At 56.5% G+C, this 22631-nt stretch carries 22 protein-coding genes; 12 read left to right on the top strand and 10 right to left on the bottom strand.

Features of this window, described 5'->3' with window-relative positions; all coding sequences use genetic code 11:
- Positions 1-19 precede the first annotated feature (19 nt).
- The 3 genes from ACI2J2_RS14825 to ACI2J2_RS14835 all read right to left on the bottom strand — a co-directional run bounded on the left by ACI2J2_RS14825 (position 20) and on the right by ACI2J2_RS14835 (position 2755).
- A complete protein-coding gene (locus ACI2J2_RS14825; RefSeq protein WP_209634729.1) occupies positions 20-730 on the bottom strand; it encodes a trehalose-6-phosphate synthase in 711 nt (236 codons plus the stop codon).
- 14 nt (positions 731-744) lie between these two features.
- On the bottom strand, positions 745-1284 hold the full coding sequence (locus tag ACI2J2_RS14830; protein WP_404760364.1) for a GNAT family N-acetyltransferase: 540 nt from the start codon (positions 1282-1284) through the stop codon (positions 745-747).
- Positions 1285-1375: 91 nt separating this feature from the next.
- On the bottom strand, positions 1376-2755 hold the full coding sequence (locus tag ACI2J2_RS14835) for a glutamine synthetase family protein (RefSeq protein WP_209634734.1): 1380 nt from the start codon (positions 2753-2755) through the stop codon (positions 1376-1378).
- Between the two features lie 258 nt (positions 2756-3013).
- On the opposite strand from ACI2J2_RS14835, the gene ACI2J2_RS14840 reads away from it, so the two are divergent.
- The 3 genes from ACI2J2_RS14840 to ACI2J2_RS14850 all read left to right on the top strand — a co-directional run bounded on the left by ACI2J2_RS14840 (position 3014) and on the right by ACI2J2_RS14850 (position 4083).
- Positions 3014-3328, top strand: coding sequence for a hypothetical protein (locus tag ACI2J2_RS14840; RefSeq protein WP_209634737.1), 315 nt, complete (start codon positions 3014-3016; stop codon positions 3326-3328).
- 101 nt (positions 3329-3429) lie between these two features.
- On the top strand, positions 3430-3780 hold the full coding sequence (locus tag ACI2J2_RS14845) for a type II toxin-antitoxin system RelE/ParE family toxin (protein WP_404760365.1): 351 nt from the start codon (positions 3430-3432) through the stop codon (positions 3778-3780).
- 3 nt (positions 3781-3783) lie between these two features.
- Positions 3784-4083 (top strand): helix-turn-helix domain-containing protein, encoded by a 300-nt coding sequence (locus tag ACI2J2_RS14850; protein WP_209634740.1) that lies wholly within the window; start codon positions 3784-3786, stop codon positions 4081-4083.
- 34 nt (positions 4084-4117) lie between these two features.
- Here the strand turns inward: ACI2J2_RS14850 and ACI2J2_RS14855 are convergent, their stop codons facing one another.
- Together ACI2J2_RS14855 and ACI2J2_RS14860 are read right to left on the bottom strand one after the other, a co-directional pair.
- The gene (locus ACI2J2_RS14855) at positions 4118-5194 is read right to left on the bottom strand and encodes a YncE family protein (protein WP_404760366.1); all 1077 of its coding nucleotides are present in this window, start codon (positions 5192-5194) and stop codon (positions 4118-4120) included.
- Positions 5195-5460: 266 nt separating this feature from the next.
- Positions 5461-6279, bottom strand: a complete 819-nt coding sequence (locus tag ACI2J2_RS14860; protein ID WP_265555849.1) for a helix-turn-helix domain-containing protein — start codon at positions 6277-6279, stop codon at positions 5461-5463.
- A 116-nt stretch (positions 6280-6395) separates the two neighbouring features.
- Here ACI2J2_RS14860 and ACI2J2_RS14865 point away from each other — a divergent pair, with 116 nt between their 5' ends.
- The 8 genes from ACI2J2_RS14865 (at position 6396) to ACI2J2_RS14900 (ending at position 14651) form a co-directional block, all read left to right on the top strand.
- Positions 6396-6782 carry a hypothetical protein gene (locus tag ACI2J2_RS14865; RefSeq protein WP_209634747.1) on the top strand — a complete coding sequence of 129 codons (387 nt, stop codon included), beginning with the start codon at positions 6396-6398 and terminating at the stop codon, positions 6780-6782.
- 33 nt (positions 6783-6815) lie between these two features.
- Positions 6816-7694, top strand: coding sequence for a helix-turn-helix domain-containing protein (locus tag ACI2J2_RS14870; RefSeq protein ID WP_404760367.1), 879 nt, complete (start codon positions 6816-6818; stop codon positions 7692-7694).
- A gap of 297 nt (positions 7695-7991) precedes the next feature.
- Entirely contained in the window at positions 7992-8912 is a 921-nt protein-coding gene (locus ACI2J2_RS14875) for a L,D-transpeptidase family protein (protein WP_209634751.1), read from the top strand.
- 332 nt (positions 8913-9244) lie between these two features.
- A complete protein-coding gene (locus tag ACI2J2_RS14880) occupies positions 9245-9652 on the top strand; it encodes a biopolymer transporter ExbD (protein ID WP_209634754.1) in 408 nt (135 codons plus the stop codon).
- A 1-nt stretch (position 9653) separates the two neighbouring features.
- Positions 9654-10394, top strand: a complete 741-nt coding sequence (locus ACI2J2_RS14885; protein WP_265555848.1) for an energy transducer TonB — start codon at positions 9654-9656, stop codon at positions 10392-10394.
- Positions 10395-10433: 39 nt separating this feature from the next.
- Complete coding sequence (locus tag ACI2J2_RS14890) at positions 10434-12680, top strand: TonB-dependent receptor family protein (RefSeq protein ID WP_404760368.1); 2247 nt, start codon at positions 10434-10436, stop codon at positions 12678-12680.
- A 77-nt stretch (positions 12681-12757) separates the two neighbouring features.
- Complete coding sequence (locus ACI2J2_RS14895; RefSeq protein WP_209634762.1) at positions 12758-13408, top strand: MotA/TolQ/ExbB proton channel family protein; 651 nt, start codon at positions 12758-12760, stop codon at positions 13406-13408.
- Positions 13401-14651: a phospholipase D-like domain-containing protein gene (locus ACI2J2_RS14900; protein ID WP_265555846.1), complete on the top strand. Its 1251-nt coding sequence runs from the start codon at positions 13401-13403 to the stop codon at positions 14649-14651. Before ACI2J2_RS14895 ends, ACI2J2_RS14900 begins: the two co-directional genes overlap by 8 nt.
- A 102-nt stretch (positions 14652-14753) precedes the next feature.
- Here ACI2J2_RS14900 and ACI2J2_RS14905 read toward each other — a convergent pair whose 3' ends face one another.
- The 4 genes from ACI2J2_RS14905 to ACI2J2_RS14920 form a co-directional block, all read right to left on the bottom strand.
- Positions 14754-15863 carry a P1 family peptidase gene (locus tag ACI2J2_RS14905; protein WP_404760369.1) on the bottom strand — a complete coding sequence of 370 codons (1110 nt, stop codon included), beginning with the start codon at positions 15861-15863 and terminating at the stop codon, positions 14754-14756.
- A gap of 2 nt (positions 15864-15865) precedes the next feature.
- Positions 15866-17242 (bottom strand): APC family permease, encoded by a 1377-nt coding sequence (locus ACI2J2_RS14910; protein ID WP_209634770.1) that lies wholly within the window; start codon positions 17240-17242, stop codon positions 15866-15868.
- A gap of 164 nt (positions 17243-17406) precedes the next feature.
- Positions 17407-18915: a CoA-acylating methylmalonate-semialdehyde dehydrogenase gene (locus tag ACI2J2_RS14915; protein WP_265555844.1), complete on the bottom strand. Its 1509-nt coding sequence runs from the start codon at positions 18913-18915 to the stop codon at positions 17407-17409.
- Positions 18916-18927: 12 nt separating this feature from the next.
- Positions 18928-20268 carry an aspartate aminotransferase family protein gene (locus ACI2J2_RS14920; protein ID WP_404760370.1) on the bottom strand — a complete coding sequence of 447 codons (1341 nt, stop codon included), beginning with the start codon at positions 20266-20268 and terminating at the stop codon, positions 18928-18930.
- A gap of 133 nt (positions 20269-20401) precedes the next feature.
- Between ACI2J2_RS14920 and ACI2J2_RS14925 the strand changes: the two genes are divergently transcribed.
- Positions 20402-21331, top strand: coding sequence for a LysR family transcriptional regulator (locus ACI2J2_RS14925; protein ID WP_209634781.1), 930 nt, complete (start codon positions 20402-20404; stop codon positions 21329-21331).
- Positions 21332-21464: 133 nt separating this feature from the next.
- Here ACI2J2_RS14925 and ACI2J2_RS14930 read toward each other — a convergent pair whose 3' ends face one another.
- Positions 21465-22592: an iron-containing alcohol dehydrogenase gene (locus ACI2J2_RS14930; protein ID WP_265555842.1), complete on the bottom strand. Its 1128-nt coding sequence runs from the start codon at positions 22590-22592 to the stop codon at positions 21465-21467.
- Positions 22593-22631: the final 39 nt, after the last annotated feature.

The raw sequence follows: 22631 nt of genomic DNA on the forward strand, positions 1-22631 counted from the left end.
ACGCCGCGGAAGGCAAAGATTAATAGAGTTTTCGGGTGTTAATCCCGGCCGGGAAGATGCCAGCAGTGAAGATGTGCCCGTTAACCTGCCACTGGTCATCAGGCAGCATTTCTACCGGATAGTCGTTGGCCAGATAATTGAGGAAGTTGTTGCGATCGTCGAGTGCCTGAAAGCCGATCAGATCATAGAAAAGCAGCGACTCGATTAAACCGTGATGCTCGGGGATCTGCCTGAGCAACGTCGCCGACGGGAAGGGTAAATGGAAGAAAAATGCGCAGGGGTTCAGCAACCCCTGTTCTTTCAGCGCCTGGCCGCAGGGCAGCAGTTGGTAATCATCAATGCAGATGATGTCGTTTGGGCACACATATTCGCAGGCTATATCGGCGAAATGCTGGTTGAGTTGCCGGTATGCGCAGTAGTTCTCCGGCGTGAAATGCGCTTTCTCCGGGCGGTTGTGGAACACCGGCCACAGGCCATCGTGATAGTAGCCCTGATAGTGAAAGTGAAACTCCTCGGTAGACAGCGGAAAGGTCACCTGTTCATAGCCGCTGCGGTGCTGATAGCTGATCGGGCGGCGCGTTGCTGCGCCAAAATTTTGCACGTCGCCGTTCCAGCCCAGCCACAACCCTTGACTGTCATCACTGGTGGTGTCAGGCGATAAGGCCTGGGTGGCGCAGGCCAGATCCTTGCTGTCACACTGTTTATTCGAGATCAAAACCAAACGAGACATGGTGCGTTCCTTGTTTAGTGTACGGACGGGGCGGTGTGAAGCGTGCCGGGTTGCTGATAGATATCAGGCCGGGTAAGCGTCCACACCCGGTCCGGCTGGTTGACAGGCTCAAGACCCGCCCGGGCATACAGCCAAGGCGCCTGGCTGGTATAGAGCATGATGCGGCGCAATCCGGCCATCAGCGGGTGATCCAGGCAGCTTTGCACCAGCCACAAGCCCAGCCCATTGCCGCGGTATTCGGCGGTGATGAACACATCGCTCAGGTAGGCGAAGGTGGCGTGGTCTGTGATCAATCGGGCAAAGCCGAGCTGACGGTTTTTGCGGTACAGGCCAAAACACAGGCTGTGGCGAAGGGCGTTTTCCAGCGTAGTGCGGTCGATATCCTGCGCCCAATGTGAATGGCTGAGAAAACGATGAATAAAATCCATGTCCAGCCGCTGGCGATCGGTGCTGATATGAAAAGCGCCTTTATGCCAGATAAATACGTGCCCATGATCTAACACGATGGGTTGATCGGTATTTTCAGCCAATGCTGAATATTGCTGATATTTCATGGTGGTCCTCTTTCCCGGTACACGTCGTGTTTAAGCCGACGGCATGGTGGTTCATTGGGAGTGTCCCGGCTAACGTGGGCGCAGCATGCCGTTAAAGCATCCAGCTCACTTCCGCTGCGGTGACCTGCCCTTCAAAGCGGCGCAGTTCTGCGGTCTTGCAGGTGTGCCACAGCGCAGTAAATGCCGGACCAAGGCTGTCGCGCAGCCCCGGACATTGTTGGAATAGGGTCAACGCTTCCTGCTGGCTGAGCGGCAGCACTGCCGCGTCGTCATTTTCATAACCGTTGCCACAGGCTGGCGGGGGCAGTGGCAGCGCATGTTCCAGCCCGTACAGCATGCCGCTCAGCATTACCGCTACCGCCAGATAAGGGTTGGCGTCGGCACCGGCAAGCCGGTATTCGATGCGTTGGTTGGCACTGTCGGCACAGGGCAGGCGCAACGCTACCGTGCGGTTGTTGTGCCCCCATGACGCGCGTAATGGCACATGCATGCCCGGACGGAAACGACGAAACGCGTTGATGTTTGGCGCGAGTATCGCCATTGAAGCCGGCATTAGCGCCAGCATCCCGGCTATCACCTGCGTCATGGTGGTACTCAGCGCGCCCGGCGCGCTGGCCAGCAGATTGTTGCCCTGTTCGTCTTGCAGGCTGATATGAAAATGCAAACCGCTGCCCGCTGCCTGCGCGCAGGGTTTTGCCATAAAGCAGGCGTGCTGATGGTGTTTCTCTGCTATCTGGCGGGTGAGGCGCTTCAACGCCAGCACCTGGTCGCAGGCTTCCAGCACTCGTGCGCTGTGGTGCAGGTTCAGCTCATATTGGCCGGAGGCCGCCTCGGCGACGATGCCGGTTAGCGGCAGCGCTTGTAATCGGGCCTGATGTTCGATGTCATTGAGCAGCGCATGGTGGCGCTCTGGTGCATCGACAGAAAAACTCTGCGTTGGGCACTGGCTGGCGCCAGCAGGCTGTTGCAGCGGGTCATGCAGATAAAACTCCAACTCTGCCGCGACCACAGGGTAATACCCCTTGGCCTGCAGACGTTTGAGTACCTGTTGCAGCACCACGCGCGGTTCAAGTTCGCAGGCGTCGCCGTCGGTATTTTTCATGGTTAGCAGCAGTTGTGCGTGGTGCTGCGGATCGCGGGCACAGGGCCGTAGCGTGCCGGGTACCGGCAGGCACAGCCGGTCGGGTTCGCCCGCCTGCTGGCCCAGCCCGCTTTCTTCAATCACCTGGCCAGCAAGATCCATGGCGTAGATCGACAGCGGGAAATAACAGCCCTTATCCAGCGCGAACAATTCGGCGACCGGCAGCCGCTTGCCACGGAATTGGCCGTTCAGATCGTTAAGATAAATATCGACGTGTTCGGTATCTGGATAACGCTGTAAATACTGCTCGACGTCTTTGCGGAATGAACGCGCCTGCGAGGCAGGTATTTCCGCCAGCAACGGGTTAAAGCCAATAATATTAGAATACATGGTGGCCCCCGGATTTAATAAAAACAGTGGGGGAAATCATCATCAGGGCAGGGGATAAACACATGAGGCATCCGTCTCGTGAGGCCATATCGGCGATGTAATGATGTTATCCGTGCCCCTGAAAACTGTCTGTAAAAACGCCGTAACGTTATTTATGTCTGGAATAAAAAAGCTGTAAATAATCGGCTTGGGTCTGATGGCTGAATAATAAATGGCTGCATATACTGCGGGTGACCCCCTTATTCAGGAGAGATATCCATGTTCAGAGTCTTTATTGTGTTTGTCGCCGCCATTACGGCCTTCAACGCGACGGCGTCGTCCGAAGCCGCCTGGGCCAACGGCGACAAAGCATTGCAAACGGCCTGCCTGAAGGCCAGTGGGTTAACAGGCGCCAAAGCCGCCGGCAACATTATTCATTACGGCGACGACGTCGGTTACTCCGCACTGCTGATCACCGGCCGATACCCGCAGCCTTTTATGCATAACAAAGCGGGCAAAGCGCTGTGCCTTTACCAACGTGCAACCAAAAAAGCGGTGGTTCAGGAAGCTGACGGGCTGCTGGGTAAGGTGTAGCAATTTGGCTATCAATGGCTAAAAATTCAGCAATGGCGTTGTGTTTATAGATTATAGTCTATATCTTTTTTATAGACCGTAGCCTATAAAAAGGGAATGCCATGTGGACGGTAATAACAACGGAAGCGTTTGATCGATGGTTTACATCGCAAGATGAACCCGCGCAAGAGAAGGTTCTTGCTGCACTGGTGATGCTCGAACGGAGTGGCCCCAATCTATCACGTCCGTTTGTCGACTCGCTGAAGGGGTCACTGTATCCCAATATGAAAGAGTTGCGGATTCAGCATCGGGGGCGGCCAATTCGTGCTTTCTTTGCATTTGATCCGAAACGTAAGGCTATCGTTTTGTGTGCGGGCGACAAGACAGGCAATGAGAAACGGTTTTACAAAGTCATGCTACCTATTGCAGATGCGCAATTTACCCAGCATTTGAATCTTAATTTTGAGGAGTAACCAATGGGTACATTAAAAGACATGCTAGCTTCGCGTACCCCAGAGAGCAGGCAACGGATTGAGGAAATGGCAGAAGAGATGCTGCTGGAGACGCGTTTGTACGAGTTGCGTGAAACGCTGAATATTTCGCAGCAGGCGTTGGCGAATAGTCTTGGTATCTCACAACCCTCCGTCGCGGCGATCGAGCAGCGTGGTAATGAGCTGAAGATTTCCACCTTAAAACGTTATGTAGAAGCCATGGGGGGGACGTTGCGACTGGATATCGAACTGCCAGATGGCAAGCATGTTGGGTTTAGGGTTTAACCTATAAAAAGGGCGCCTGGGCGCCCTGATGTTTTTATTTCAACGCAATACGGATCACATCGTCCGGTGCGGACGCTTCTTTCTCGCGGCTGGAAGCTTGCTTAACGCTGACGTACAACGTTTGGCCATCCGGTGACAGCGCCAGGCTGTTCGGGTGGGTTGGCGTTTTGATGGTTTGCAGCAGCTTGTAGCTCTTGGCGTCGATCACGCTGACTTCACCGGCCTGGCGATGGGTCACGTAGACTTCATTACGTGCCGGGTTGAACAGCACGGCCAGGGATTCCGGCACGTCGATTTTGCTCAGGATCTTGCCGTCGCGGGTATCGACAACCAATACCTGTGCCTGCTTGGAATCGGTGATAAAGGCACGGTGGCTGGCTGGATCCAGGCTGATGTTCAGGAAGAAGTGCTCTTTGGACTCATCGAGCTTCTTGCGACTGACAATTTTGTTGGTTTTGGTGTCGATGGTCACCAGTTCGCCGTCGGCGTTGGTCACATACAGGCGGTTTGCGGCAGCGTCCAGCGCCAGGCCGGTACCGTATTTACCGGTTTCGGTGATGGTGGTGCGCAGCGTCAGGTCTTTACCGTCCACCACCCACACCACGCTGGATTCACCCAGCCCGGTGATGTACAGGGTATCGGTGGTGGCATCAGCGACCAGCTCACGCGGCGCCAGCGGTTTTACCGTCTCGGAGCGTTTACGCGCATCCAGCACCAGGCGGCCTTTCACTTCACCGGTTTTGCCGTCGATGGCGGTCACCGAGTTATTGACGGTGTTGCCGAAGAACAGCGTATCGGTTTTGCTGTTAATGGCTGCGCCGAACGGCTTGATATCATTGTGAATAATCTGGGTGATGTCCAGCGTCTGCGGATCCAAACGATACACCACGCCGCCTTTATCCAGCTTACGGCTTTGCGACGTGGCCAGATACAGCGCGTTCTCGCCCTGGCTGTACACCATTTCATAGGCGCCTTTGCCGACGGGTTTGCGCAGCAGTTCTGGCTCACCCTGCGCGAACAGCGGGGCGGAGAACAGCATTGAAGTGAGAAGCATCAGTGGGAAAGCTGTACGTCCGCCGAAACGACGGTTGCGAGTTGTTGCAGAGTTCATAACCTCTCCATGGAGTTAAAAAGCCTATCGTCACAGGGCCGTTGCTCTGGGACCAAGAAAGCTCATCATCGAATTGAAGGTAAAGTCCTGCCGGTCGCGTCGTGGCGCACCGGGTCTTTTATGTTTGCGAATAGTAATCATTATTTATTGAGAATGGGAGTTATTTCAATCTGGAGTTGAGTGAAAATCACAGTGTGGAGGGCCGGAGGGGGTTGCTGGCAAGGGCCCGACTGCCTCGGGCACCTCAATTGCCATACTGCTGCGTATTACATGACGATCCCGGCGCCCTGTGCCCGATCGGCCGCGTTTTTCTCTGCCAAATAACGCGCCGGTGGCTTGCCAACCGCTTTGCGGAACATGGTGACAAAACCGCTGGCGCTTTCGTAGCCCAGATCCAGCGCCACCCGTTGCACGCTGTCGCCCTGGGTCAGCCGCTGTAGCGCCAGCACCACGTGCAGTTGTCGCCGCCAGTGGCCAAAGCTCATGCCCATTTGCTGTTGCAAAGTGCGGTTGAGCGAACGTTCGCTCATGCCGATACGCTGCGCCCATTGGCCGAGGGTTGCCTTGTCCGCCGGGTTGGCCAGCAGGCGCTCCGTTAACTGGCGAATGCGCGCGTCGTTGGAAACCGGCAGGTGCAGGTTCTCAACAGGTGCTTTGACGAGTTGATCCAACAACACACTGGCTAATCGTCCTTCCGGGCCCTGTTGGTCGTACAACTGTTCGAACCCGCTAGCCTGGAACAGCAGTTCACGCAGCAGTGGGGACACCGCCAGCGTACAGCAGTGGGTTGGCAATCCTGCGATAGCATCCTGATCGACAAACAGGCAGTAGCATTCGCTGGCACTGGCCCCCTGGGCGTTATGCAGCACATTGCTGGGCATCCATAGCGCACACTGTGGTGGTACCAGCCACAGGCCGTTTTCCACCTCGCAACGGATCATGCCGCGCACCGTATAAATCAGCTGTGCCTTGCGGTGCCGGTGATGGGTGATCTCCCAATCTTTGCCAATGGTGGAGCCCTGCACGGCAAAAATGGCGCGCGGGACCTGATCGATATCGAAACGCGGTTCGGTGATAAAGGTCATGAGAATAATTCTCAATTTGGCGGAATTGAAAAACATTATGTCCTGATTGTGCAATGTGGTCTAGCACCCTGGTCGATAAAGTAAGCGCTCGTTTTAGCACTCTCAGGAGACACACCATGTCATTAGACTCCGCCACCTTCCCGCTGGTGTGGATGCGTCAGCCAACGGCAGGACAACCGCACGACACCGCTGCCGAGTTTGCCGAGTTCAGCCGCTTATTGCAGCGCGAGCAGCCCTTCGTGCTGCTGTGCGACCGGCGTATGGATCAGAACGACGAGCACGATCGTGATGAGCGCACCCAAATCGCACTCTGGAAGCGTGATCACCGTGAGGCGCTGGCACGCTGGGTGAAAGGCATGGTGCTGATTGAACCGGACGACGTGCGGCGGAAGGCTGCGGAAGAATTTGTCGATTTCGCCAGCCGTTTCTGGGGCTACCCGGTACAGGTGGTTGCCAGCGAGCATCTGGCTCATGAACTGGCGCAACGTTTGCTGACGCAATGACGCAATGACGCAATGACGCAATAAGGGGGGGCGATGTATCAACAACAGGTTATTACGGCACTGCTTGCCTGGATCGAGCAAAACCTTGAGCAGCCATTGTCACTGGACGACATTGCCACTAAGTCAGGCTATTCCAAATGGCACCTGCAACGGTTATTTAAAGCGTTAACCGGCGAGATCCTGGGGACTTACGCCCGGCGCAGGAGGCTGACCGCCGCCGCACGTGAACTGCGGCTGACCAGCCACGGCGTGGCCTTTATCGCCGACAAGTATCAGTTTGATTCCCAGCAGACCTTCACCCGCTGTTTCAAAAAGCAGTTTGGCATGCCACCGGCCTGTTATCGTCGCAGTGCGGACTGGTCAGGGCAGGGGATGCAGCCTCCACTGCGGCCGATGGATGCGCCGTTGCCGCAGGCGGAGATCATTACGTTACCGGCGATGCAATTGATTGGCTGTACTCAGCACCGCAGTTGTACGTTGGGGCAGCTGTTGCATTCGAAAAACGCGCTGCGTCAGCACGCCTGGCGTCAGATGATGCCGAAGGAAGCCGAAACCTCAACAGTGGTATACGGCCTTACCAGCCTGGAGGCCGACAGCCGACAGCGCGGCGGGCAACGGATGGCTTATACTCTGGCGCTGGCGGACGAGCGAGCCGAGGGCGAAAGGGTACTGATCGAGCCGGGCGACTACGCCAGCTTTACCTATCAGGGGCAAGTTGAAGAGTTACAAAACTTTGTCGCCCGCCTGTATGACACCGCGATCCCCATGATGAAAGCGATACGGCGGCCAGGACAGGACATCGAGCGGTTTTATTCCATGCCGAGCGGCATTTGTAACGCAGATGGCGCGGCGATCCGCTGCGAATATCTGATTCCTATTCGTCGTATCTCACCGCCAGCCGCCGCACTTTAGCGGCGGTTTTCACACAAATGCCCCTTCGTGCTGCACCAGGTTACAAAAAAGTTCGATATTGCGCCGGTAATGTTTCACACTTAGGTTGATGTGCACATATAATGCGCATCCGGTCATATACCCTATGCCTTTCAAACTGCAGCGTTGTTGGCTGTGTGCGTACAGCTCGTCCACTTACCTGAGTAAGCGTCCGAGCATTCGCGCATTTGCCGCCGGGCCGCAACCAGAATTTCTTTGGGTACAGAGGGCCGAGTTAACCTATATCTATAATTGCCAGTGGCCACAACCAACACGAAGATGAAAATGAGCATTCGCGCGTTACTAACCCTGTTTACGGCACTGGTGGTATTCAGCCAAGCTGCCTTCGCCGTTGTCTATCCTTTGCCTGCCAAAGACAGTCGTCTGGTGGGTGAAAACATCCAAATCACCGTACCGGAAGACAGCAAGTTGCCGCTGGAGAGCTTTGCCGCTCAATACCAGATGGGCCTGAGCAACATGCTGGAAGCCAACCCAGGTGTGGATCCCTTCCTGCCGAAGGCCGGCAGTACACTGACTATTCCACAACAGTTGATCCTGCCGGACGCACCGCGTGAAGGCATCATCATCAACAGCGCAGAGATGCGTCTGTACTACTACCCGAAAGGCACCAACACGGTGATCGTGCTGCCGATTGGTATCGGCCAACTGGGTAAAGACACCCCGTTGAACTGGACTACCACGGTACAGCGTAAGAAAGACGGCCCAACCTGGACGCCAACTGCCAAGATGCGCGCAGAATATGCCGCGGATGGCGAGATCCTGCCTGCGGTATTCCCTGCAGGCCCGGACAACCCAATGGGCCTGTATGCGCTGTACGTCGGTCGTCTGTATGCGATCCACGGCACCAACGCCAACTTCGGTATCGGTCTGCGCGTGAGCCACGGCTGTGTGCGTCTGCGTGCTGATGACATCAAGTTCCTGTTCGAAAACGTGCCGGTCGGTACGCGCGTGCAGTTCATCAATGAGCCGATCAAAGCCAGCGTTGAACCGGACGGTTCCCGTTACATTGAAGTGCATAACCCACTTTCTGCTAACGAAGAACAGCTGAAGTCGAAAGACCCTGTGCCGTTGACCATCTCTGCGCCTGTGGGCAAAGTGATGATGGATCCTGCGGTTAACCAGAGCGCAGTGGATGCGGCGATCAAAGCCCGTTCCGGTATGCCGGTTAAAGTGAACTGATTGATTGAATCGCTGTGAGAAAGGCGCCCTCGGGCGTCTTTTTTTTGGCTGAAAAACGCTTCTGGGGAGACAATACGGCCGGAGGCCATGCGGTAAATTGTCATAATAATCACAACCCATCCACCTTGGTCATCGCGTCCAGAAATGGCCACTTCGTTATTATTCCATTAAAAATCATCGCTGATTAATACGTTATATAACCCCTCTGACCCATTCCCGGTTGAAAGAATTCTCTCAAAATATGTGTGCTGTGAAAATAAGATCACACAAGCGTAACAAAAGGTAAACATAGGCTCTCTATATTGGCTGCTTTGCTTTTGGGAGGGAGTGCCATGCGTAACTGGAACGAGCCGAAAAAGAACAAGGCGCACATCGAATTGATCCCGATGATCGACGTGATGATGTTTTTGCTGGTGTTTTTTGTGTTGATTAGCCTGAACGTGATCCCGGCCCTTGGGCTGAAGACCCAACTGCCGTCCGCCGGCAGTGCGCAGCAATTGAAACCGCAGAAGAAGGCGATCATCACGCTGGGCGCAGAGGATCAATTGCAGCTCGACGGCCAACCGGTCGCACTGAGCGCGCTGGTCAGCACGCTGAAGCAACAGCAGCAGGAAAACCAGACCACCACCATTATCGTCAACAGTGACAAAGGCGTGGCGGTGGAACGGCTGGTGGCGGTGATGGATAACCTGCGTCAGGGCGGCTTCTACTCCGTCTCTATCGCCACACGGAAGCTGTGACATGTATCTGCTTTATCGTTCACGTCACCTTTTCAGCTGGTTACCGGCGCTGATCGTCGCGGGCTGTGTGCTGTTCGCCAGCCAGCAGGCGGCACTGAAAATTCAGCCGCGCTATGACGAAACTGCCATGGAGCTGGCCTTGGTCGAGCCGGAGCCTCAGACACAGCCGGAACCCCCGGTGGAAACGCCGCCGCAACCCGAACCCCCGCCGCCAGAGCCGGAACCGATTCCTGAACCGGTCGTGCCGGCCCCAGAGCCGATTATCGAGGCTAAGCCGGTGCCAAAACCGCAGCCGAAACCGAAACCGGTGAAAGAAAAAGCCAAACCGGTGGAGAAGGCCAAACCTGTCGCAGCACCTGCCGCGCCAAGAGCATTCGTCAGCAAACCGGCGGCAGTACCCGCTCCGGTCGCCCCGGCCGCGCCAAAGGTGAACACCCAGGCGATCGAAAACGGGTATCTGCAGGCACTACGCCACGAACTGGAACAGCGCAAGCGCTACCCCAGCGGACGGCAGGCCTCTCTCGAACGGCCTCAAGGCAACGTAGAGGTGTGGCTGGAGGTTGACCGCAGCGGCCGAGTGCTCTCGTCCGGCATCACGAATAAGGCCACCAGCATGCTGCTCAACCGTGCGGCGCTGAGCAGCCTGCAAAGCATCAGCCAGGTGAAGCCGTTTCCAAGCGACGCTTTCAACGGGCAAACAACAAAACGATTTTCAGCCACGTTCAATTATCAGGCGCCTTGACGCCTGGCATAACAGTTTGATCTTTATGGGATGGAAACAATGAAATCTTTTAATCGTTCTGGGATTTATCTGGCAGTGATGTCGGCGATGTTGCCGGGCGCGGTGCTGGCGGCGGACTCGACCGACGTCGGTACCATCAGTGTAAAAGGGCAGTCGCTGGGCGGTGGCATGATGGTGCAGGACGACAGCGCCAAGTCACGCTCCACCGTCACCAAAGAAGCCATGGATAAAATGCCGGCGGCGGCCAACGCCATCGACAAATTGAAATATACCCCCGGCTTGAACGTCAACAGTAACGACGCCAGCGGCCTGAGCGGCGTCGATTACACCATGCGGGGTATGAACTCCGATCAAATCGGTCTGTCGATGGACGGTATCCCGATCAACGACTCCGGTAACTATGCGGTGTACCCGAACTTGCTGGGCGATTCGGAGAACCTGGAAGAGATATTCGTTACTCAGGGGTCCTCAGAAGTTGATGGCCCGCATATCGGCTCCAGCGGCGGCAACATCGGGATGGTGACGCGCCGTCCGTCGAAGGACTTTGGCGGCTTTGTCAAACAGACGCTGGGCAGCAACAACCTGAGCAAAACCTTTGCGCGTCTGGAGACCGGTGAGTACAACGGCTTCAGCAACTGGCTCTCTTACTCGCACACCGAAGCGAAAAAGTGGCGCGGTGAAGGGCGCAACTATTCCGACAAATTTGAGATGAACTCGCTGTACGAAGACGGCAACGGTAACAGCAGCAACTTGGTGATGAAGTACAACCGCCAGAATAACATCAACTACAACACCCTGAGCAAGGCGCAGTTTGACAAGGACGGCCGTTATGCCAACGACTACTCTGCTACACCGGAGTACAACAGTAAGGGCCAGTTGAACAAGTACTACAAACTCAACCGTAACCCGTTTGATACCTTCACCCTGTCGTTCACCCAGAAACTGCAACTGCGTGACAACCTGGCGTTGACGGTACAACCTTATTACTACTGGGGTAACGGCGGCAGCTTCAACGGGCAAACCGCTTCCGTGCTGTCCAACACCTCAGATAAGGCCGGCCAGTACGATCTCAGCAATCTGAAATCCAACACCTATTACCGCCCGTCATGGACCCAGACCTGGCGCCCGGGTATCACCACCAAGCTGAAGTGGGACATCAACGATCAGCACAGCCTGGATATCGGCTACTGGTATGAACGTGCGCGTCAGTCACAGACCCAACCCTTTATCGGCATCAAGGACGACGGCAACCCGGAGCAAATTTCGGGTAAACCGGGCGGTTCCGATCAGGTGAAGGATGCCAACGGCAAAACCGTGCAGGGGCGTAACCAGTACACCATCACGCCGGCACAGAAAGTGTGGCTGCAGGATACCTGGTTTGCTACGCCGGACTTGACCTTCGTCGGCGGGCTGGCCTATCAGTACGTTGAACGCAATGGGGACAATAAAGGCAGCCTGTATAACGTGCCGGAAAAGCGCGATGCCAGATACCATGAATTCCTGCCGAACTTCAGCGCCAGCTACAAGCTGAACCCGGAAAACCAGGTGTTCTATAACCTGACGCGTAACATGCGTACCCCGCCAAACTACGTGTTGTACAACGTGGGGGATTCGATCAGCACCAAGCCGGAACTGAGCTGGAACCATGAGTTGGGCTGGCGTTTCGAGCGGCAAGACATGTTGATGAGTGCCACGTTGTTCTACATGCGCTACAGCGATCGCCAGATCTCTACCACCAACCCGGCGGGCGACTACGAGATGATGAACATCGGCAACGTAGAGAACAAAGGGCTGGAGCTGGAGTGGAGCGGCCAATTGCCGCATAACTTCAACTACTACACCTCTTACACTTACACCGAGTCCAAGCAGAAGAGCGACATTGTCAGCAACGGCGGTCTGCCGCTGCCAACCAGCGGCAAAGAGGTGCCGAACGTACCGAAAAACCTGCTTAACATGACGCTGGGTTATGACGACGGTTTGTACTACAGCAGCGTCAGTGGCAAATACGTCGGTTCCTTCTATGGCGACCTGACCAATGACGAGAAGATCGGCGGCCGCACGGTATTCGATCTGGCTGCGGGCGTGCATCTGCCGGTGGACAAAAAGATCGTCAAGAGCGCGGCATTACGCTTTGGTATCAGCAACCTGTTTGACAAGGAGTACCTGACGTCGGTGCGTACCACCACCTTTAACGCAGCGCCTTATGGCGGTGTGAGGGCCAGCACGCCGTACTACAACGTCGGGGAAGAACGTACCTTCAGCGTCTCGCTGGAAGCCACCTTTTAACTAATTAAACGTCATGTCCTTCACGTTGTGGCCGACAAGGCCGCAGCGTGAAGGACGATGAACAAGAGGACTGAGCGATGAATGCCAACCTGTTACACGACATTATTTTCTACGTGATGTATGCCGCACTGGCGATTGCGCTGGTGATCATTGTCGAGCGTGCGCTGTATTTCGCTTACACCCAACGTCAGGCGCGTCGGCTGGAGCAGGCGCTGACGCTGGACGTGCGTCGCACCGCCGATTTGCCGGATGAACTGACCCAACGCAACAGCCTGCCGCTGGCGGTTATTTCACCAGTGTTGGAGCAAAAGCACCGTGCCGGCGACCGTGAGGCGATCGGCGATCTGATCGACGCGCAGTACCTGTTGAGTAAACCACTGATGGCGCGTGGCCTGTGGCTGCTGGAAACCATCGTGACGGCCGCACCGTTGTTGGGGCTGTTGGGCACGGTCATGGGGATTATCGAAACCTTTAAGGCGCTGGCTGCCTCTGGCGTGTCTGAGCCGAGCCTGGTTTCTGCCGGTATGGGTACGGCGTTGTACGCCACCGGGCTGGGTATCGCCATCGCGCTGCTGTGCCTGGTCGGGAACAACTATCTGCAAAGCCGCATGGAACGGATAAACGAACTGTTGAAAGTGCTGTTGATCCGCGCCGGTGCGCCGACCAGCCGCCCGGAAAACGGCAGCCGTGAGCAATGGGTTGACAGTGAGGCACCACGCTATGCCTAATGGCCGTCAACCACGGCGGCCGCTGGGCCGCCTTTACACTGCGTTATGGGGTAGCTGTCTGTTGATGTTGAGCCAGAGTGCGGCGGCACGTTTTGAGATCCCCGGCTACGAGCTGGTGTATACCGCGCCGGTAGAAACTGCGTTGCAGGCAGATGACCTGCGCAACACTGCGCAAGTGTGGCAGCAGATGTTTGATGCGGCGAAAACCCGTATCGATCTGGGCCAGTTCTACGTGGCGAATGAACAGGGATCGTTGTTGGACGGTGTATTGCAGCACCTGAAAGCCGCGGGCGAACGCGGGGTGAAAATCCGTTTTCTGATGGAAGAGAAGGGCATTCGCATTTCCACCCCTGAGACGCTGGAGCAGCTTAAGGCGATCCCGAACCTGGAACTGCGCATTATCCCTTATCAGCGCCTGAGCGGCGGTATTTTGCATGCTAAATACCTGCTGGTGGACGGTGAACAGGCATTTGTCGGCAGCCAAAACTTTGACTGGCGGGCGCTGGCGCATATCCACGAAACGGGATTGCGCATCAGCGATGCCGGGGTTGTTGGGCAAATCCAGGCGATCTTCGAGCAGGACTGGCAAGCACAGGCCTTGTTGGCCGCGGATAAACCAGTGCCGCCACTGCCGTACCAGCCCAATGCCGACACGCCGCAGGGCAACTATTTGGTTGCCAGCCCACGCGCTTACAATCCGGCTGGCGTGATTGACTCGCAGGTTGAGCTGCCGCGCCTGTTGGCGACCGCCAAGCAGCAGGTTCGGGTGCAGGTGATGGATTATGCGCCGCTGTCCTATGGCCCGGAGCGCAGCCGGCCTTACTATGCCGTGATCGACAACGCCCTGCGCAGTGCCGCTGCACGCGGCGTGAAGATCGAGCTGATGGTTGCCAACTGGAACACCAAAAAACCGGATATTGCCTGGCTGAAAAGTTTGTCCGTGGTGCCGAATGTGCAGATAAAGATCGTCACGATCCCCCCGGCAAGCAGCGGGTTCATTCCGTTTGCACGGGTGATCCACAGCAAGATCATGACCATCGACGGCGAAACGGCGTGGATCGGCACCAGCAACTGGACCGGCGGTTATTTGGATAACTCGCGTAATCTGGAACTGGTGTTGCACAACCCGCTGATGAGTCAGCGCGTGGATAAGCTCTACAGCCAGCTGTGGAACAGCGTTTACGCCGAACCGCTTAAACTGGATTACGACTACCCGGCGCCCAAACCGGGCGGCGAGTCCTGAGATTGCCGACCGGCTCACGTCGTGTTAAATCGGGTCGACCAGGGTGGACCCGATTTAACGCTTTGATTCTGGCATTGGGCGCAGTATGCAGTGCCTCTGGCCTTATTTCCGCCAGCCGCTTTCTTCCAATGCCGTCAGCAATTGCTCCGCGCTCAACCCTTCTGCCCGGTGGCCATTGCCCGAAACGGTATTGGCCGCCAGCAGGGCGTTGATAATCGCTTCTTCCACCGCCTCCGCCGCTGCCTCAAACAACTCAGAAATGTAATCGTTATTGACCATGCGCATTGGGGTGGTGAATGTCCCTTTGTTGGCGTAGTCGGCAGGCGGCAGCCCGTCGTTGCCCGTGGCGAAAGCGATAAAGATATCGCCGCTGGAGTCTTCGGTGCCGCCGCCGGTGCGGGCAATGCCGATGCTGGCACGCTGGGCCAATCGTGTACATTGGTGCGGCAACAACGGCGCATCGGTCGCGAGCGTAACAACGATCGATCCCATGCCGGGATGTGGCAGTTGCGGCGTGAATGGCGAGTGAATATGCCCGAGATGGCGACCCACCGGGTATCCGCCCACTAACAGCGACGCGCGTTTGCCGTGGTTGGCCTGCACGATGGCACCCACCGTCCAACCCCCGCTATCGGCGGGCAGGCGACGGGATGCCGTACCGCTTCCCCCTTTGAACTCATGACAAATCATGCCGCTGCCGCCACCGACCGCACCTTCCTGAGGTAATCCGCTGTGCGCCGCTTGCAGTGCCTGCCGTACGTGCTCCGGCTTGACGTGAAATCCGTTAATGTCGTTGAGCAGGCCGTCGAAGGTTTCCATCACTACCGGCATATTCCAATACACCGCATTGTCGCCGGCGGGCAGGGCTTCGCGTTCCAGGGCAATCAGGCTGTCACGCACTATCCCGACGCTGTGGGTATTGGTGAAGGCAATTGGGCTGGTGAGCAGACCGGCTTCGCGGATCCATTCCAACCCCGTGGCGTCACCGTTGCCGTTGAGGACATGCACACCGGCAAAGCAGGGGGATTGCCGGGCCTGGCCGGCACGGGGTTCAATCACCGTAACGCCGGTGCGCACGCTGCGGCCGTCGGCCAGATCGGCGTGGATGCTGGCGTGGCCAACGCGGACGCCGGGCACATCGGTAATGGCGTTCAGCGGGCCGGCAACGCCGTGGCCGATCTTAATGCCCAAATCCTGAGCGCGCTGCGACATGGTTATTCTCCTTCAATTGAGGGTTCTACGAGCGGGACGGTTTGACGGGTGTGCATGTAGCTCAGCACCAGGCCAAAACAGAGGATACCGGCAATGATAATAAAGTCTTTCAGGCTGCTGGCGATCAAAATTGTCCACAGCACGTACAGGCAGCCAAGCAGTGCAATCACTACCGGCAATGGCCACAGTGGCATTAGGTACGGGTGATGGAAATGCACCCGGCGGCGGCTGATCAGCGCGGCGATGGCCATGATGATGTACACCAGCAACAGAAGGATCACGGTAAAGGAGGTCAGATCGCCGAGGTTGGAGCAAAAGGCCAGTAGCGCGGAGGGAATGCCGAACAGCAGGGTGGCGATCCACGGGGTACCAAAACGCGGGTGGATCTTTTTCAGTGCCCGGTTTATCTGCGGTAGCCAGAAACCGTCACGCCCACTGGAGAACATCATCCGGCTGAACTGTGCCACGATGGCGATGATGGCGTTAAACACGGAGAGGTAAATTGCCCCGCTGACCACCCGCGCCAGCGTCGGCCCGCCCAACTGGCTGACCACGTAGCCGACGGGATCGGCCTGTTTGGCCATTTCAACCAAAGACGGTGCGCCGATCAACAGCGCGGTGAAGGGCAGCAATTCGACCAGCACCACGATGACCAGCGTTAACATGATGGCGGTCGCCATCGGTTTGCCCTGTTCACGCATGTCCTCTGCCATGTATACCGCCGCGCCATAGCCGTTGTAGGAAAACAGCGCGACGCCGACCATGGTGACGATCAACGGCACGGAGACCGGCGACAGCCCCCCTTCGGGGTTGAGTATCACCGGTGCGGTGAGTATGTCTGCGCTTTGGTGCGGATTGCTGAATCCCAGCCAGGCGATTAAGCCCAACACCGCGATCTCGACCACCAGAAAGGTGCCGGTCAGCAGGGCATTGGCCTTGATATTGAAAATGGCGCAGGCACCGCCGATCAGGATGGTGATCATACCTGCCGTAGAGGCGTCAAATTGCGTACCCAGTGCGGTATTTAAATAGGGCACCGCGCCAGTGGCCAGCACTGCCGGGACAAACAGCGCGGCGCTGAGGATAAACAGGTAAGTTTGGAGCCCACACAGGGTGCCAAACAGCCGCTTGATGATGCTGTATTCGCCGCCTGCGCTGGGGTGCGCTGCACCCAGCTCGGCGTAGCACAACGCAATGGTGGCGGCGATAAAGGCGGCGATCAGGAATGAAATAAAGGCACCGCTGCCGGCGCTGGCAATCGCCAGTGGGGCAATGACAAAGATAGAGCTGGCCGGTGTGACGCCGGAGGCAGTGATCATCACCACGTCGAGGACGCTGAGATTGCCTTTGAATTTATGTTCTGGTGTGGGCTCTTTCATTCAATACCCCATGAACAACGCGTAAGTGAGTGATGTTGCGGGCGGCGATTCATGCAGTAGATCATTGCGATGGCATGTCGTCGCCCGGGCCTGATTAAATGGAACGCGTGGAAAAAGAGGGCGAATGTCTTCGCCCCTGTAACATATTTATTTCTATAGTGAATTTACCCTTGCCCGGACGGGAAGCTGAAGCTGGCATATTGGGCGTCATGGGACGAAGGCCAGCGCTGGGTAATGGTTTTGCGCTTGGTGTAAAACCTGACGGCATCCGGGCCGTAAGCGTGTAAGTCGCCAAACAGTGAACGTTTCCAGCCCCCAAATGAGTGGTACGCCACCGGTACCGGCAGTGCAACGTTGATCCCCACCATGCCGACCTGAATATGGCTGGAGAAGTAACGCGCCGCCTCGCCGTCACGGGTGAACAGACAGGTGCCGTTACCGTATTCATGGGCGTCAATCATTGCCATCGCGTCTTTCAATGAGCCGACCCGCACAACGCCTAACACGGGGCCGAAGATCTCTTCCTGATAAATCCGCATCCCCGGTTGCACGTGGTCAAACAGCGTTGGGCCGAGGAAATAACCCTGGCTCAATTGCCCGTCGTCGCCTTGTACCTTCAGTTCACGGCCGTCGACCACCAGGCGGGCGCCTTCTTCAACACCCTGATCGATGTAGCTTTTTACCTTTTGAAAATGTTGCTGGGTAACCAAAGGCCCCATATCGTTGCGGTTATCATTACCCGCGCCAATTCGCATGTTGGCCATTTGCTGTTGCAAGCCGGCGATCAGGGCGTCGGCGGTATCATCCCCCACCGCGACAACCAGCGGGATTGCCATGCAACGTTGCCCACAGGAGCCGAATGCCGCGCCCATCAGTGCGCTGACGCTACCGGCGATGTCAGCATCCGGCAACACTACAGCGTGGTTTTTCGCGCCGCCCAACGCCTGTACCCGCTTATTCTGGCCACAGCCGGTATGATAGATGTGTTCAGCCACGGGCGTGGAGCCGACAAAGCTCACCGCCTTAACGCGTGGATCGTGCAGCAGAGTGTCTACGGCTTCGCGGTCGCCGTTGACCAGATTCAGTACGCCGGGGGGTAAGCCGGCCTCCGATGCCAGTTGAGCGATATACAGCGTGGAGGAAGGCACGCGTTCTGACGGCTTCAATACAAAGGTGTTGCCGCATACCACGGCCATTGGCCACATCCACAAGGGGACCATCGCCGGGAAGTTAAAGGGGGTGATACCGGCCACCACACCCAGTGGCTGAAACTCACTCCAGCTGTCGATACCTGGTCCGGCGTCCTTGCTGTGTTCGCCTTTCAGCAGTTCCGGTGCATAGCTGGCGTACTCAATATTTTCGATCCCGCGTTGGAGTTCACCCATGGCGTCGCTGAGGACTTTGCCGTGTTCGGCGGTAATCAGTTGGCAGATGTGATCGGCGTGCTGTTCCAGCAGCGCTTTAAGACGAATCATGATCCTGGCCCGCTTCAACGGCGGGGTATCTCGCCAGGCTGGATAGGCCCGTTCGGCGGCGTCTATGGCACTTTCCACGGTGGCGCGGTCAGCCAGCAAGACCGCCTGATGTGACAGCCCGGTCGCCGGATCGAAGACCGGTTGGCTGCGAGTACCGCCAGTGGCGGACTGGCCGTTGATCCAATGTGCAATTGGCATGGTATTCGTTCCTTATTCGGTGGCGTTGATGGCGTCGCCCAAGGCGTTGATTAACGAATCAATCTGCGCTTCGCTGCTGATAAACGGCGGTGCCAGTTGCAGGGTGTCGCCGCCGTAGCGGACATAAAACCCACTTTCCCAACAGCGCATCGCCACTTCATATGGCCTGCGTGCCGCTTCGCCCGGTCGTGCCGCCAGCGTGATGCCCGCCGCCAGGCCAAAATTGCGAATGTCGGTAACGTGGCGGCAGCTTTGCAATCCGTGCACGGCCTGCTCAAAATACGGCGTCAGCGCCTGAACCTGCTCAATCATCTGCTCGCGCTCAATGATATCCAGCGTCGCCAACCCGACGGCACAGCTAACCGGGTGGGCGGAATAGGTGTAGCCGTGCGGGAATTCGAGCAAATACTCGGGGTCATCGGTGGCCATAAAGGCCTGATAAATCTCTGGGCGAACCACGACTGCGCCCATGGGTTGCGCACCGTTGGTCACCTGTTTGGCGATATTCATCATATCTGGCGTGACACCGAAGGCTTCAGCGCCGGTCAATGCGCCGCAACGACCGAAGGCGGTGATCACTTCGTCAAAGATCAGCAGAATATTGTGTTGGGTGCAGATCTCACGGATACGTTGCAGATAGCCGACCGGGGGGACAATAACGCCAGCGGAACCGGAAAAGGGTTCGATAATGACGGCAGCGATGGTCGACGCATCACGCAGCGCGATGATCCGGTTCAGTTCTTCCGCCAGATCGGCACCTTGCGCAGGCATCCCGCGCGAAAAGGCGTTTTCCGCCAGCAAGGTATGCGGCAGGTGGTCTGCCTCGGCACTGGTGCCAAAGGCTTTGCGGTTACCGGCAATCCCGCCCACGGCAATCCCGCCAAAGTTGACGCCGTGATAGCCTTTTTCGCGGCCGATAAAGCAGGTTTTCCCTGCCTGACCTTTGGCTCGCCAATAGGCCCGCGCCATTTTTAATGACGTGTCTGCCGCTTCGGAGCCGGAGCCGGTGAAAAAGACATAATCCAGCCCGGCCGGTGTCATGGCTTTAATTTTATTCGCCAACTCGAATGATAAGGCATGGCCGAATTGGAATGCCGGGGAGTAATCCAGTTGGGAAAGTTGTTTATAGGCCGCGTCGGCTATTTCCTGACGGCCATGACCTAATCCGCAGCACCATAACCCGGATAAACCGTCAAAGATTTTACGCCCATCCTGGCTGGTATAATAAACGCCTTCAGCGTGGCTGATGATTCGCGGGTTGGCTTTAAAATTACGGTTACCGGTAAACGGCATCCAATGTGCTTCTAACCATTCACGTTCGGGCTTATTTTCAGGGTGATTTAAATCAGCCATTTTTCCCTCCGGGGGGAGAATAGGTAGGTTTATTAAATTATCTGACGTGTTAATGAATTGTTGCTTGAAATTGACTATGTTCTGCTTCTTCACTAATGTGAATAATCATATATCGAAACTTACTTAAGGTTTTATGCAAGTAAAAAAGCGCGCACTTTTGGGGCAGTTAGCGGATATGGATTTACGGTTGCTGCGAGTGTTTAAGGCCGTGGTTGACTGCGGCGGCATGAGTGCGGCTGAGCTGGAACTGAATATCAGCCTGTCGACCATCAGCAAGCATATCAAGGATCTGGAGCAGCGTTTGGGGCTGACGCTCTGCCATCGCGGGCGTGAGGGGTTTGCAGTCACTGACGAAGGGCTGTTGATTTATCAGGAAACCATCAATCTCTTGGCGGCGACCGAAGCTTTCCGCCGTGGGGTGGATGATGTGCACCAGCGTTTGGGGGGGCAACTGCATGTGGCGATATTTGATCACACCGTCAGTAATCCTCAGGCACACATCGGCCGGGCGATTGCATTATTTAGCGAGCAGGCACCGGACGTGTCTTTGCAAATGTATGTGGAACCAATAAATACCATTGAGCGTGGCGTTATTGATGGCCAATTCCAGGTGGGTATTATTCCCATGCACCGTAGTGCAGAAAGTTTATCTTATAGTTCGTTATTTAATGAGAGGATGTTCTTATATTGTGGTGCGCAGCATGAATTATTTTCTGTTAATCATGAAACGCTGAATTGGGATCTGTTGCACCATTATGCCTTTGCCGGTTTAGGCTACCATTCACCGAATATGGAGCTGAGCCTGCAACAGCATTTGCAGCGTAAAGCGACCGGATTTGCTCAGGAGTCGATCGCGACGTTGATCCTTTCCGGCAAGTACGTCGGTTTTCTTCCCGACCACTATGCGGCATTTTTTGTCGCGCAGAATATGATGCGGGCGATCAAACCGTCGCTGTTCTGTTACCACTGTGAGTATTCCAGCGTATTACGGCGTTCACCCAGCCCGCAACGGGTCGTGAAGCTGTTCCACGAGTGCCTGCTGGCGGCTCATGGAACAGCTTGATGTTACTGATCTTTCTTCTTGCTGAAAATTTTGAGCAGCACACCGACCAGTATGCCAATCGCGATGCCGGTGAAAATCCAGCTGATGATACCCATTTCCGATCCCCCGCTATTACGTTGATCTCATTCTATAATCATTCGACGCGGAATGCGCCTTCGATCATCAGCTGACGCTGCGGCGCACTGTAGTCGATCAGCGCGTTCTTGCTGTTGGATTTAGCCAGCGTCACGGCCAGTTCGTCGGCGGACAGGGGCAGATCGTCCTGCCAAAACGTGGCGATGGCGTTGCGGGTAATGAAGTCGATCAGGTAGCGTTCCGGGCTGTCATGTTGTTCGGGGAACAGGCGAGTGGCGAGGTCGGCCATCAGTGCCCGCTGCTGCGGTTGTTCACTTTGAGCCAGCAGCTCGAGGAAAGGCAGCAGCAGACGGCCGCAGACCTGTCCGTGGTGATAATCGCGCAATGCGCCAATCTCACCTGCAATACCGTGGATCACACCCAGCCCCGCGGCACTCAGCGTCAGCCCACCTAAGTAGGAAGCCTGCATGATGTCCTCACGTGCCTGATCGCTGCGGTTGAGCCTGGGCCAGGCTTGCAGGAAGTGGCGGATACCGGTCAATGACATCTCTCGCGTCATGGCATTGGCGGTTTTGGACAGGTAGGCCTCGAACAAATGGGTGAAGGCATCGATGGCGCAGTAAGCCAGGACCTTATCCGGCGCACCCTGCAGCAGTTGCGGGTCCAGAATAGCGGTATGAGGGACAAAATTGTTATGCCGCAGCGAGGCTTTCACCTTACTGAACTGGGTATCTGTGATGACCGCATTCTGGGTGACTTCGCTGCCGGTACCGGCCGTGGTCGGGATGGCAATCAGCGGCAAGGTGGCCCCACTGATTTTAGTGTCGCCGATTTTTTCCATATAGCGCAGGGTTGGCAGTGGGTGCTCAACCAGGGCGGCAAAGGCCTTGGCGGCATCCAGCACGCTGCCGCCGCCGATCGCCACCACCCGCTGAACCTTGCCGCGCCAGCGCGCTACCCAGGCGTCGATCTCGTGCGGTGACGCCTCGTGGCTGACGATCTCAGTGCCGATAAGCAGCGGCGTCAACGTGTCCGCCAGCGAAGAATACACCGCGCCATTGAGAAATGAGCGGCAGCTAAACAGCAGCGTCGGCTGCGGTTCTGCGTTCAGTAGCGGGATCAGTTGGCTGATACTGCCGTGGCCGAACCAGGTATGGCGGTTGGCGATCGTCAGGCTGGTTGTCATAGTCTCTCCTTGGCGCACGAAAACCACAGCATAAGCCAG

It is taken from the genome of Serratia sp. NPDC087055 (genome assembly GCF_044900985.1).
Taxonomy (GTDB): Bacteria; Pseudomonadota; Gammaproteobacteria; order Enterobacterales; family Enterobacteriaceae; genus Serratia.